This window comes from Mycobacterium sp. NGS51 (assembly GCF_059812525.1).
Genome location: NZ_JCALCV010000023.1, coordinates 23,286 through 35,313, shown reverse-complemented (window position 1 = coordinate 35,313; position 12,028 = coordinate 23,286). Strand labels below are relative to the sequence as shown.

Below are 12,028 nucleotides of genomic sequence, written 5' to 3'. Positions count from 1 at the left end.
ACCATCCGATATTGCGGGTAATCTCTGCAGTCATGAGCTCCACCACGCGGCACGGGATGACGATCGTCATTCTGGCAGCCGCAGCGGCCGCATCGCAGTTAACTCCCCCCGCCGCCATGGCCGATCTGCACAACGTCACCTACATAGCACGGGTCGACGGGGTCGCGCCCGGCGCGCAGGCCACCTTCCGGATCCACGACAACGAGACCAGCAGCTCCGGCCTGGGGTCGATGCCCGGCAACGCATTCGAGGCCAATACGGTGCTGGCCGATCCCGCCAAGGCTGGCATGCAGGTGTCGATCCGCTGGCCGTATTCGGCGAATGTGCACTGCGAGGTGGACGTCGACGACAACGTCGCCGCGCAGGTCGACCAGTTCGTCCGTCCCACGCCGGGCAATGCCGACCCGATGAACGGAGTGCTGGCCTGCGGCGCGCCGCTCAGCTAGGCCGCCACTTAACCGCATCGGCCCACTGCCAGGCCCGCCGGTAGCCCTCGGCGAACCAGGGCTCCTTCGCGTCGGCGTAGGACGCACTGGTCGGATGCTCTTGGGCGGCGATGTGGCGCTTGGCGGCCAGATAGCTGGCTTGCTCGTCGGGATTGGCCTTCAGCCAGTCGACGAATAGCAGCGCGAATTGTTGGTTGGGCCAGCCGTCGACCCGCAGATGCAGGTAGGTGGGCACGCCGGGATCTGCCGAGCCGTGAATCCGCTTGTGCCACAAAACCGCATCATCGCTGTGGTCGTAGCTTTCGACGGTGCTTCGAGCGTCGGGTTTGACGATGTCGCCGACGGTGTTGTTGATTCGCGGGTATCCCATCGGGAGCAGGGCCTGCGCGAGTTCATCGGCGATTGCTAACGATTCGACGGTGACCTGAATGTCGACAACGTCCTTGGCGTCGAGCCCCGGCACCGCGGTCGAGCCGATGTGGTCGACGCGCAACGCCTTTGCGCCGCACGCCGCTTCGATGCGGGCGATGATGCGCCGGGCCTGGGCGGGCCAGGTCGGGTCGGCCGGCGTGAGGCGCGCCGGTGCAAGGACAACTTCTCCTGCGCTCAGATTGCGTGCGAACGGCACGATTCGGTGATTCCACACTTCACGCGCGCCCTCGGCCAGTTCCTCTGGCGTACCCGAGTTGTCCAGCCAGACGTCGGCGACCGCGCGCCGCTGCTCGTCGGTGGCCTGGGCGGCGATGCGGGCGCGCGCGTCGGACTCGGCCATGCCGCGTTGTTCGACTAGTCGCTGAAGCCGCAGTTCGGCGTCGGCGTAGACGACAACGACCAGCGGGAACAACGGCGCCATCCCGGACTCCACCAGCAACGGAATGTCTTCGACGATGACCGAGTCCTCGGGAACGGCCGCGATGATCTCCTCGCGGCGCCGGCCCACGAGCGGGTGCACTATGCCGTTAAGAACCGAGCGGGACGCGTCGTCCTGGAATGCCTTGGCCGCCAATGCTGGCCGGTCCAGTGCACCGTCGGGCAGCAGAATGTCCCCACCGAACGCATCGACGAGCGCCGAAAGCCCTTCGGTGCCCGGCTCCACCACCTCACGGGCGATGACGTCGGCATCGACGATGACTCCGCCGCATTCTCCGAAAGTCGCAGTGACCGCAGATTTACCGGCGCCGATCCCTCCGGTCAGCCCGATCCGAAGCATTCGGGCTAGGCGCTGCCGGCGAGCTTCTCCCGCAGCGCCGCAAGCTGCGCGTCGCTGGCCAATGAGCCGCCCTGCTGTTCGTCGGACGGCGCACCGTTGGCAGGTGCATGCTCGGCCTCGGCGTGCTCGGCAGCGGCGAACTTCTCCATCTGCGCGGTGTGCATCTTGTGCCGGCGCTCGGCCTCGGCGTAGCGGGCCTCCCACTCCTGACGCTGCGCGTCGAAGCCCTCGAGCCACTCGTTCGTCTCGGAATCGAAGCCCTCGGGGAAGATGTAGTTGCCCTGCTCGTCGTAGCTGTCCGCCATGCCGTACTTGGCCGGGTCGAACTCTTCGGTGTAGTCCTCGTTGGCCTGCTTGAGCGACAGCGAAATACGGCGCCGCTCCAGATCGATGTCGATGACCTTGACCATCGCGTCGTCGCCGACCGCGACCACCTGGTCGGGCACCTCGACATGGCGCTCGGCCAGCTCGGAGATGTGCACCAGACCTTCGATGCCCTCTTCGACGCGGACGAACGCCCCGAACGGCACCAGCTTGGTGACCTTGCCCGGCACGATCTGACCGATGGCGTGGGTGCGGGCGAAGTGCCGCCACGGGTCTTCCTGAGTTGCCTTGAGCGACAACGAAACCCGCTCGCGGTCCATGTCGACGTCGAGCACCTCGACGGTAACCTCGTCGCCGACCTGCACCACCTCGGAGGGGTGGTCGATGTGCTTCCAGGACAGCTCGGAGACGTGCACCAGACCGTCTACCCCGCCGAGGTCGACGAATGCACCGAAGTTGACGATCGAGGACACCACGCCCTTGCGGATGGCACCCTTCTGCAACTGGTTGAGGAACTCGCTGCGCACCTCTGATTGGGTCTGTTCCAGCCAGGCCCGACGGGACAGCACCACGTTGTTGCGGTTCTTGTCCAGCTCAATGATCTTGGCTTCGATCTCCTTGCCGATGTACGGCTGCAAATCACGCACCCGGCGCATCTCGACCAACGACGCCGGCAGGAAGCCGCGCAACCCGATGTCGAGGATCAGGCCACCCTTGACGACCTCGATGACGGTGCCCTTGACGGCCTCGTCCTTCTCTTTGAGCGCCTCGATCGTGCCCCAGGCGCGCTCGTACTGCGCGCGCTTCTTGGACAGGATCAGCCGGCCCTCTTTGTCCTCTTTGGTGAGGACCAGAGCCTCAACCTCGTCGCCGACGGACACCACCTCATTGGGGTCGACGTCGTGCTTGATGGACAGTTCGCGGGACGGGATGACGCCTTCGGTCTTGTACCCGATGTCGAGCAGGACCTCGTCCCGGTCGACCTTGACGATGGTCCCTTCGACGATGTCGCCATCGTTGAAGTACTTGATTGTTTTATCGATGGCGGCTAGGAAGTCCTCGCTCGAACCGATGTCGTTGACGGCTACTTGGGGCGAGGTGACGGTGGGACTCGGCATATGGGGGGTTGCTCCGGACAGGTTTGGTCGTAGGGACAGTGCTTGGTAGTACCCGTCGAGGCTACTCGACATGCCACATGCTGGCCAAACTGGCGTTCGGCGCGCGCCGAGTGTGAACGGGTTGCGAAAAAATCGCCGAAATCTCGCAGCAGCTTCACACTCGGCGTTTTACGCAGGTCAGTGCGCGGCCGCGTCCCAGCTGCGGCCATACCCCAGCGACACCTCGAGCGGTACATCAAGCGGGTAGGCGCCGCACATTTGCTCGCGCACCAAGGCTTCCAGCTGCGCACGTTCACCGGGCGCGATTTCGAAGAGCAATTCGTCGTGTACCTGCAGCAACATCCGTGATGCCAGGCCGGCGTCGGCGAGCGCTTTATCGACCTGGATCATTGCCACCTTGATGATGTCGGCGGCGCTGCCCTGGATCGGCGCGTTGAGCGCGGCGCGCTCGGCGGCCTCGCGCACCTGACGATTGCTGCTGTCCAGTTCAGGCAGGTAGCGCCGGCGACCGAGCACCGTGGAGGTATAGCCGTCTTTGCGGGCCTGTTCGACAACCGCCATCAAGTAGTCGCGCACGCCGCCGAACCGGGCGAAGTAGGCGTCCATCTGGTCCTTGGCCTCTTCGGTGGAGATCTTCAGCTGCTGGGATAGGCCGTAGGCGCTCAGCCCGTAGGCCAACCCGTAGGACATCGCCTTGACCCGCCGGCGCAACTCGCCGGTGACCTCTTCGATCGGAACTCCGAAGGCCCGGGATGCGACGAAAGAGTGCAGATCCTCACCGGTACGGAAGGCCTCGATGAGCCCGGTGTCCTGCGAGAGGTGCGCCATGATTCGCATCTCGATCTGGCTATAGTCGGCGGTCATCAGTTCGCCGTAGCCGTCGCCGACGATGAATGCGTCGCGGATTTGGCGCCCGGCATCGGTGCGGATCGGAATGTTCTGCAGGTTGGGCTCGGTCGACGAAAGACGGCCCGTTGCGGCGATGGTTTGGTTGAACGTGGTGTGGATACGGCCGTCGGCGGCAACCGAATTCAGCAGCCCGTCGACGGTGACCTTCAACCGGGTCACGTCGCGGTGGGTGAGCAGATGCTGCAGGAACGGGTGTCCGGTCTTGTCGAACAGCGACTGCAGGGCGTCGGCATCGGTGGTGTATCCGGTCTTGGTGCGCTTGGTTTTCGGCATTTCCAGCTCGTCGAACAGCACCACTTGCAGCTGCTTTGGTGAGCCAAGGTTGATCTGCTTGCCGATCACCGCGTATGCCGCTTCGGCGGCATCGCGAATCTGATCGCCGAATTGGCTTTGCAGCGCGCTCAATTGGTCGAGGTCGACGGCGATTCCGGCGGCTTCCATGCCCGCCAGCACCCCTTGAACCGGCAACTCCATTTGACCCAGCAGCGACGTGGAGTCGATGCGGTCCAACTCGGCATCGAGCGCATCAGCCAGATCGATAACAGCGCGGGCCCGCAGGATGGCGGTCTGGATAGCCTGGCCGTCGACGCCGTCGGTATCGTCTAGCAACGAAAGTTGCTGCTGCTCAGGGGCTTCTGCACGCAATTCGCGACGCAGGTAACGCAGTGACAGATCGTCGAGGGTGAAGCTGCGCTGCCCCGGCCGGACCAGATAAGCGGCCAGCGCGGTGTCGGAGGTGACGCCGTTGAGTGTCCAGCCGCGCCCGGCCAGATCGTGGATGGCCAGCTTGGCCTCGTGCAGCGCCTTGGGCTTGTCGTGGTCGGCGAGCCAGGCGGCCAGCGCAGCCTCGTCGTCGGGTGTCAGGGTGGCGGTGTCGATGTAGCCGCCGTCGCCGTCGGCGGCGGCGATGGCCAGCGCGGTGGCGTCGCCGTCATAGGCGACGTGTGAGCCGACCACGGTAAGACCGGCCCGGCGCCCGTCACCGGCGTGCTCGGCCAGCCACTGGCCGACTGCGCCAGGTTCCAGGGCACCGCCGCGAACGTCGAATCCCTCGTCCACCTCGGGTTCGACGGCGGCCAGGGTTTCGAAGAGCCGGTCGCGCAACACCCGAAATTCCAGCTGGTCGAAGAGCTGGTGGATCTGGTCGCGGTCCCACGGCTGCATCCGCAGCGTGTCGGGGGTCTGCGCCAGCGGCACGTCTTTCACCAGGTCGGTGAGCTCGCGATTGCGCACCACGCCGGCCAGATGTGCACGTAGCGCGTCGCCGACCTTGCCTCTGACACTGTCGACGTTGTCGACCAGTGATTGCAGCGACCCGTATTCGACGATCCACTTCGACGCCGTCTTCTCCCCCACCCCCGGGATCCCCGGCAGGTTGTCGCTGGGGTCCCCGCGCAGCGCGGCGAAGTCGGGATACTGCTTGGGCGTCAGCCCGTATTTCTCGACCACGGCCTCGGGGGTGAAGCGGGTCAGCTCGCTGACGCCCTTGCGTGGGTAGAGCACCGTGACGTCGTCGCTGACCAGTTGCAGCGAGTCGCGGTCGCCGGTGACCACCAGAACGCGGTAGCCCTCGTTTTCGGCCCGGGTGGCCAACGTCGCGATCAAATCGTCGGCTTCGAAGCCCGCCTCGGCGAGCACGGTAATACCAAGTGCGGCAAGGACTTCCTTGGTGACATCAATTTGGCCGTGGAACTCGTCGGGAGTCGTCGAGCGGTTGGCCTTGTATTCCGGGTAGCGCTCGGAGCGAAAGGTCTGCCGCGACACGTCGAACGCGGCGGCGACATGTGTCGGCGACTCGTCGCGCAACAGGTTGATCAGCATGGCGGTGAACCCGTAGACCGCGTTGGTAGTCAGCCCACCAGCGGTCTTGAAGTTCTCCGCCGGCAGCGCATAGAAGGCCCGGAACGCCAGCGAATTGCCGTCCAGCAGCATCAACGTCGGCTTGTCGTCCGCGGCCGGGGCGGCCGGCGCCTTCCTGCTCGCGGTCTTCGCTGGGCTCACGGCCTCAACTCTAGGCACCGGGTCCGACGCTGCGCCCGCCGCCGTAAAACTGCAACACGTTTCAGTTTTGCAGTGGTTGTCGGTACGCTGGCTCAGTGCCAACAGCTACCCACCAAGAGCCGGCAATCGAGGGCTGGTTCGCCACCGACGAGTCCGGGGCGCCCCATCTGATCGGCGCCAAGTGCCCACAGTGCGGTACCTACGTGTTCCCGCCCCGGGCCAACAACTGCCCCAATCCGGCGTGTGACAGCGACGTCCTCGAATCCGTCCCGCTGTCGCGGCGCGGCAAAGTGTGGAGCTACACCGAAAACCGCTATCCGCCGCCGCCTCCCTATCCGGCGACTGACCCGTTCGAGCCCTTCGCGATCGCCGCGGTGGAATTGGCCGACGAGGGTCTGATCGTTCTGGCCAAGGTCGTCGAGGGCACGCTGGCCGCCGACCTGAAGGTCGGCATGGAGCTGGAGCTGACCACGATGCCGCTGTTCACCGACGACGACGGCGTGCCGCGCCTGACCTACGCCTGGAGGATTCCGTGAACACGCCCGACCCGGTGTACATCCTGGGTGCGGGCATGCATCCCTGGGGCAAATGGGGCAACGACTTCACCGAATACGGCGTGGTCGCCGCCCGGGCCGCCCTAGCCGAGGCGGGGCTCGATTGGCGGCAGATCCAGTTGGTGGCCGGCGCGGACACCATCCGCAACGGCTATCCCGGTTTCATCGCGGGATCGACGTTTGCCCAGAAGCTGGGCTGGAATGGCGTGCCGGTGTCCTCCAGCTACGCCGCCTGCGCCAGCGGATCGCAGGCCCTGCAGAGCGCTCGGGCGCAGATTCTGGCCGGGTTCTGCGACGTGGCGCTGGTGATCGGTGCCGACACCACGCCGAAGGGCGCGTTCGCGCCGGTCGGTGGCGAACGAAAGAATGACCCGGATTGGCAGCGGTTCCACCTCATCGGGGCGATGAACCCGGTGTACTTCGCGCTGCTGGCCCGCCGCCGAATGGACCTCTACGGCGCGACGGCCGAAGATTTCGCGCAGGTGAAGGTCAAGAACTCACGGCACGGGCTGCAAAATCCGAATGCCCGCTACCGCAAGGAATCCGCGGTCGAGGATGTGCTGGCCAGCCCGGTCGTTGCCGACCCGCTGCGTCAGCTCGACATCTGCGCCACTTCCGACGGTGCGGCGGCGGTGATCGTGGCCAGCGCCAAGTTCGCCCGCGAGCACCTGGGCTCGCTCGACGGCGTGCCGTCGGTGCGAGCGGTCAGCACAGTCACGCCGCGCTACCCACAGCATCTGCCCGAATTGCCTGATATCGCAACCGATTCCACCGCGGTGGTGCCGGCGCCGGAGCGGGTGTTCAAGGATCAGATCCTCGACGCCGCCTATGCCGAAGCCAGCGTCGGACCCGAAGACGTGAGCCTGGCCGAGGTGTATGACCTGTCCACGGCGCTGGAGCTGGACTGGTATGAGCATCTCGGCCTGTGCGCCAAGGGTGAGGCGGAGGCGCTGCTGCGCAGCGGCGCGACGACGATCGGCGGCAGGGTGCCGGTCAACCCGTCGGGCGGACTAGCCTGCTTCGGCGAAGCCATCCCCGCGCAAGCGATCGCTCAGGTCTGCGAGCTCACTTGGCAGCTGCGGGGCCAGGCCACCGGCCGCCAGGTCGAGGGCGCGACGGTCGGCATCACCGCGAATCAGGGCCTGTTCGGCCACGGCTCGTCGGTGATCGTCGCGCGCTAGCCGCTACCCTCCCCCTTGCGCGAGGGTGCGGAGTTGTACGGCGATTCCCGGCGTGTCGCGTACAAGCGTGCACGCTGGGCGGCCTGGCTAAGCGGTATCAGTATCGAGGGTCTCCAGCACGACTTCGGCCACCCGCTTCATGGTCGTCCGCCGGTCCATCGCGGCCCGCTGAATCCACTTGAACGCCTCCGGCTCGCTCATGCCCTGCTTGGCTTGCAGCAGGCCTTTGGCTCGTTCGACAAGCTTGCGGGTTTCCAGCCGGTCGGACAGCGTCGCCACTTCGCGTTCGAGCGCGCTGATCTCGCTGAATCGGCTCAGCGCTAACTCGATCGCCGGAACCAGGTCGCTGGCCGTAAACGGTTTCACCAGGTAGGCCATTGCCCCCGCGTCGCGGGCTCGCTCGACCAGGTCGCGCTGGCTGAACGCAGTCAGCACCACGATCGGCGCAATGCGTTTCGTGGCGATCTCCGAAGCGGCGTCGATGCCGTCGCGTCGCGGCATCTTCACATCCATGATCACCAGGTCGGGTTGGAGCTGTTCGGCCAGTTCGACGGCTTCCTGGCCGTCACCGGCCTCACCAACGATGTCATAGCCCTCTTCACGCAGCATCTCGGCCAGGTCGAGCCGGATGAGCGCCTCGTCCTCGGCAATCAGCACCCGGCGCGGGGCTGGAGCATCAACATCTGTCGTTGAGCCGGTCATGACGGACATTGTGTCGTGGGTCGCTGTGAGAGACGACCGCGGGGTTGTGAGCAGAGGCAGCTGCCCGAATCCTTTAAGGTGGGATGCCGGCGGGGTTGCCTGCCGCAGATGCCCTCGTATCCCAACTGGCAGAGGAAACGGATTCAAAACCCGTACAGTGTGAGTTCGAATCTCACCGAGGGCACCATCACGTCGGATGCGCAGCCGGTTTTCTTTCCAACAGACCGAGCAGCGCCGAGGTCACCTCGTCCGGCCGTTCTTCCATGACGTAGTGATCAGCGCCGGCAAGCCGCGTCAGGGTCGCGCCCGGGATACGCTCGGCTAACTCAAGCGCGGTATCCAACGGAATGTATGGATCGCGGTCGCCCCAGATGACCGCAGTCGGACAATCGATTTCAGCGAGCCCGTCCGCAAGCCGAGGTATCCGCGGCAGGTGATAGTGCGCGAAGAACTCGACGAATGTCCTTCTGCCGCGGGCGTCGTCCATCCAACCGAGATATTCGTTTTCCAACATCGCGTCGAAGCAGCCCAGTTGCCGGTAGCGGCGCAGCGCATAGTGATGAATGCGACGAAGCGGCAGCCGCTGCAACAGACCGGGTGAGTGGGCGGCCGCCCAGCACTGTGCGACGGAGAACCGGTAGAACCATGGCTGAAAAACGCTGTGCCCGCGGGTATTCAACAGCGCCAAGCGCTGCACCCGCGCTGGATATCGCATGGCATAGCCCAGTCCGAGGAACCCGCCGTAGTCGTGCGCGACAAGATTGAATTGCCGCAGGCCCAACGCCTGCACTAACTGTTCGATCCTTGCTACTTCGGCGTCGTAGCTGGGCGGTGTCGCGGGCGGTTCGGAGCGGCCGAAGCCGGGCCAGTCCGGCGCAATGACTCGGTGGTTCATCGCCAGATCCGGAATCTGATGGCGCCAACAGGACGAACTTTGCGGATAGCCGTGCAGCAGCAGAACGGGTTCTCCGCTGCCCTGGTCGATGAAGTGCACGCGCCGACCGTCGATTTCGCAGACCGAGCTCATTTTGTACAAAGTAGTATAAAATTAGCGGCGCTGCCAGCATCACTCGCGGATAGGTACAAAATGCCGACATCGGAACCCAAACCACGAGGCCGCCCGCGTGCCTACGACCCTGACCGGGCGCTCGCGGGCGCACGCGACGCCTTCTGGGGGCCCGGGTATGCCGGTACCTCGCTAGACGAGCTCGCGAGCAGGATGGGCATGAACCGCCCGAGCATCTACGCGGCGTTTGGCGACAAGGAAGCGCTGTATCTCAAAGCGGTCGAACGCTATGCGGACGACAGCCGCGCCGCGCTGGCGCATCAGCTCGCTCAACCACGCCCGCTCGCCCACGTGCTGCGTGCGGTCTATCACGGCGCGACGCGCTGGTATCTGGCCGGCGATGACAGACCCCGAGGGTGTTTTCTGATCGGCACTGCAGTCACCGAGGCACGCCGCAACGAGAAAGTACGTGCTGTCGTCGAATCGACCTTCGATGCGTTCACCCAGCTCTTCACCGACCGCTTCGAGCAGGCCGAGCGCGACGGCGAGCTGGCACCGCTCGCCCCCGCCGCGCTGGCCCAGCTGGCCACCGGCACGCTCAACACGCTGGCGCTGCGGACCCGGACCGGCGCGCAACCGGACGTCATCAACGCGATCATCGACGCGACCGTGCACGTTATCTGTGCCACGGACCAGGGCACCCAGGACTAGTGCTGTTCACCATCGGCCATGGCGCCAAAACCGCTGAGGAGCTGGCCGCGGTGCTGCGCCAGCACGACATCGGGCTGCTCGTCGACGTGCGCAGCTTCCCGGGTTCGCGCCGCAATCCCGACGTGTCCAAGCAGGTCATGCCGGGCTGGCTGGGTGAGGCGGGGATCGAGTACCGCCATGAAGCCGATCTGGGTGGGCGCCGCAAGCCCCCGACCACGCCGATACCGCGAGACCGGTGGTGGGAGAACCAGTCGTTTGCCAACTACGCCGCCCACACCCGCACACCGGCGTTTCGCGCCGCATATCAGCAACTGCTGCGAGACGCCGACACCCGCAATGTTGCGATCATGTGCGGGGAGCCGATGTGGTGGCGTTGTCACCGGCGGATGATCGCCGACCTGGCCACCCGCGATGGACGGCTGGTCCAGCACATCATGCCCAATGGGTCACTTTCCGAACACCACACCTCGGAGTGGTTGACCAAGGAATTACCCGAGGAGTTCTGACCGGAGATTGTTAGGCTTTTGGGGTGGCGGCTAAGAAATGCGGCGTGCCACCGGCAAGGACCGCAGGTGCGTCGCGATCGCCGGACTGCGTGGCAGCAGCGCGGGCTCAATCTCGCGCCCGTGTCCAGCACTACGTCGACAGCATCTCGCGACGCCGCCGGGTGCTCAACGTCAACGCCTGGATCGCCGTGATCGTAAGCGTGGCCTTCGAGATTGTCGGGTTTCTGACCGGGCCCGAATGGTGGCGCACCGGACTCATCAGTATCGCCGCTGCCGCGATCTTCGCGATTGTCCCGTTACTCCATCGCTTCGGGGAACTCGTTGCGCCGCTGACATTTCTGTGCACCGCATATGTATCGATTTTTACCATCTGCTGGATCCTGGGCACCGGCACGGGTTTGCAGTTCTTCTTCTTGGTTGCGGCCTGTCTAGTGGTGCTGCAGCTCGGCATCGAACACATCGCCCTAGCGGCCGGCCTGGCGGCTGCCGCCGCCGGGCTGGTGATCGCGCTTGAGTTCCTCGTCCCGCGCGACACCGGAATTCAGCCGCCCGGGGCTCAGTCACTCGGCTTCGTCATCACCACCGTTTCAGCGTGCGTGATGGTGGTGGTGTCTATGTGGTACGCGCTTCGTGATACCGCGCGAGCGGAAGCGGCCATGGAGATGGAACATGAACGGTCGGAAACCCTGCTGGCGAACATGCTGCCCGCAAGTATCGCGGCTCGGCTCAAAGATCCGGCGCGGGATGTCATCGCCGACAAATACGACGACGCCTCGGTCTTGTTCGCCGACATCGCCGGTTTCACCGAGCGAGCCAGCGATGTCCCGCCGGATAAGTTGATCCGATTCCTGGATCGGCTGTACAGCGACTTCGACGAACTGGTTGACAAACACGGGCTGGAGAAGATCAAGGTCAGCGGTGACTCGTACATGGTTGTCAGTGGCGTACCGTGGCCGCGACGAGACCACGTCGAGGCGCTGGCAGACCTGGCGCTGGACATGGGCGACGTCGCGTCCAGACTGACCGATCGTGATGGTAGCCCGGTTCCGCTGCGTATCGGCCTCGCCAGCGGTCCGGTGGTCGCCGGTGTCGTGGGGTCCCGCCGGTTCTTTTACGACGTGTGGGGCGACGCGGTCAATGTCGCATCTCGGATGGAGTCCACTGATACCGAAGGACGCATCCAAGTGCCCGAGGCGGTTTACCAGCGGTTGAAAGATGACTTCGTGCTTGAGAAGCGCGGCGACGTCGAGGTTAAAGGCAAAGGCGTGATGCGAACCTGGTATCTCGTCGGCCGTAAGCCAGCTACCGGTTTGGACGGCGCTCATGCTGTGGCGTCTCAGACCGCAAAAGTCTGAGACCT

11 protein-coding genes and 1 tRNA gene are annotated in these 12,028 nt (G+C 65.0%); 7 read left to right on the top strand and 5 right to left on the bottom strand.

Features of this window, described 5'->3' with window-relative positions; all coding sequences use genetic code 11:
• Positions 1-32: 32 nt before the first annotated feature.
• A complete protein-coding gene (locus tag AC5Y5W_RS22335; RefSeq protein WP_500013109.1) occupies positions 33-446 on the top strand; it encodes a hypothetical protein in 414 nt (137 codons plus the stop codon).
• Here AC5Y5W_RS22335 and coaE read toward each other — a convergent pair.
• The 3 genes from coaE to polA all read right to left on the bottom strand — a co-directional run bounded on the left by coaE (position 439) and on the right by polA (position 5,939).
• On the bottom strand, positions 439-1,656 hold the full coding sequence (gene coaE / locus AC5Y5W_RS22330) for a dephospho-CoA kinase (RefSeq protein ID WP_500013107.1): 1,218 nt from the start codon (positions 1,654-1,656) through the stop codon (positions 439-441). The two genes, AC5Y5W_RS22335 and coaE, sit on opposite strands and share 8 nt — an antisense overlap.
• A 5-nt stretch (positions 1,657-1,661) precedes the next feature.
• A complete protein-coding gene (gene rpsA, locus AC5Y5W_RS22325; RefSeq protein ID WP_500013105.1) occupies positions 1,662-3,098 on the bottom strand; it encodes a 30S ribosomal protein S1 in 1,437 nt (478 codons plus the stop codon).
• 177 nt (positions 3,099-3,275) lie between these two features.
• Entirely contained in the window at positions 3,276-5,939 is a 2,664-nt protein-coding gene (gene polA, locus AC5Y5W_RS22320) for a DNA polymerase I (RefSeq protein ID WP_500013178.1), read from the bottom strand.
• A 164-nt stretch (positions 5,940-6,103) separates the two neighbouring features.
• On the opposite strand from polA, the gene AC5Y5W_RS22315 reads away from it, so the two are divergent.
• Together AC5Y5W_RS22315 and AC5Y5W_RS22310 are read left to right on the top strand one after the other, a co-directional pair.
• Positions 6,104-6,544: a Zn-ribbon domain-containing OB-fold protein gene (locus AC5Y5W_RS22315; RefSeq protein WP_500013103.1), complete on the top strand. Its 441-nt coding sequence runs from the start codon at positions 6,104-6,106 to the stop codon at positions 6,542-6,544.
• A 35-nt stretch (positions 6,545-6,579) separates the two neighbouring features.
• The gene (locus AC5Y5W_RS22310) at positions 6,580-7,743 is read left to right on the top strand and encodes a lipid-transfer protein (protein WP_500013176.1); all 1,164 of its coding nucleotides are present in this window, start codon (positions 6,580-6,582) and stop codon (positions 7,741-7,743) included.
• A gap of 87 nt (positions 7,744-7,830) precedes the next feature.
• On the opposite strand, the gene AC5Y5W_RS22305 is transcribed toward AC5Y5W_RS22310, so the two are convergent.
• Complete coding sequence (locus AC5Y5W_RS22305; RefSeq protein ID WP_499890069.1) at positions 7,831-8,445, bottom strand: ANTAR domain-containing response regulator; 615 nt, start codon at positions 8,443-8,445, stop codon at positions 7,831-7,833.
• Positions 8,446-8,555: 110 nt separating this feature from the next.
• Here AC5Y5W_RS22305 and AC5Y5W_RS22300 point away from each other — a divergent pair.
• Positions 8,556-8,632, top strand: a tRNA-Leu gene (locus AC5Y5W_RS22300).
• Here AC5Y5W_RS22300 and AC5Y5W_RS22295 read toward each other — a convergent pair.
• Positions 8,633-9,472 carry an alpha/beta fold hydrolase gene (locus AC5Y5W_RS22295; RefSeq protein ID WP_500013101.1) on the bottom strand — a complete coding sequence of 280 codons (840 nt, stop codon included), beginning with the start codon at positions 9,470-9,472 and terminating at the stop codon, positions 8,633-8,635.
• On the opposite strand from AC5Y5W_RS22295, the gene AC5Y5W_RS22290 reads away from it, so the two are divergent.
• From AC5Y5W_RS22290 to AC5Y5W_RS22280, 3 genes are read left to right on the top strand one after another with little or no spacing between them, the layout of a single operon-like run.
• On the top strand, positions 9,359-10,162 hold the full coding sequence (locus tag AC5Y5W_RS22290; RefSeq protein WP_500013099.1) for a TetR/AcrR family transcriptional regulator: 804 nt from the start codon (positions 9,359-9,361) through the stop codon (positions 10,160-10,162). The genes AC5Y5W_RS22295 and AC5Y5W_RS22290 overlap by 114 nt on opposite strands.
• Entirely contained in the window at positions 10,162-10,668 is a 507-nt protein-coding gene (locus tag AC5Y5W_RS22285; RefSeq protein WP_500013098.1) for a DUF488 domain-containing protein, read from the top strand. The genes AC5Y5W_RS22290 and AC5Y5W_RS22285 overlap by 1 nt, the downstream gene beginning before the upstream one ends.
• A 23-nt stretch (positions 10,669-10,691) precedes the next feature.
• A complete protein-coding gene (locus tag AC5Y5W_RS22280; RefSeq protein WP_500013096.1) occupies positions 10,692-12,023 on the top strand; it encodes an adenylate/guanylate cyclase domain-containing protein in 1,332 nt (443 codons plus the stop codon).
• The last annotated feature ends 5 nt before the right edge of the window (positions 12,024-12,028 follow it).

What these genes read in the sequence shown, in the direction of transcription:
- AC5Y5W_RS22335 (WP_500013109.1), top strand. Translation starts at nt 33, where the DNA reads ATGAGCTCCACCACGCGGCACGGGATGACGATCGTCATTCTGGCAGCC.
- coaE (WP_500013107.1), bottom strand. Translation starts at nt 1,656, where the DNA reads ATGCTTCGGATCGGGCTGACCGGAGGGATCGGCGCCGGTAAATCTGCG.
- rpsA (WP_500013105.1), bottom strand. Translation starts at nt 3,098, where the DNA reads ATGCCGAGTCCCACCGTCACCTCGCCCCAAGTAGCCGTCAACGACATC.
- polA (WP_500013178.1), bottom strand. Translation starts at nt 5,939, where the DNA reads ATGCTGCTGGACGGCAATTCGCTGGCGTTCCGGGCCTTCTATGCGCTG.
- AC5Y5W_RS22310 (WP_500013176.1), top strand. Translation starts at nt 6,580, where the DNA reads ATGCATCCCTGGGGCAAATGGGGCAACGACTTCACCGAATACGGCGTG.
- AC5Y5W_RS22305 (WP_499890069.1), bottom strand. Translation starts at nt 8,445, where the DNA reads ATGACCGGCTCAACGACAGATGTTGATGCTCCAGCCCCGCGCCGGGTG.
- AC5Y5W_RS22290 (WP_500013099.1), top strand. Translation starts at nt 9,359, where the DNA reads ATGGCGCCAACAGGACGAACTTTGCGGATAGCCGTGCAGCAGCAGAAC.
- AC5Y5W_RS22295 (WP_500013101.1), bottom strand. Translation starts at nt 9,472, where the DNA reads ATGAGCTCGGTCTGCGAAATCGACGGTCGGCGCGTGCACTTCATCGAC.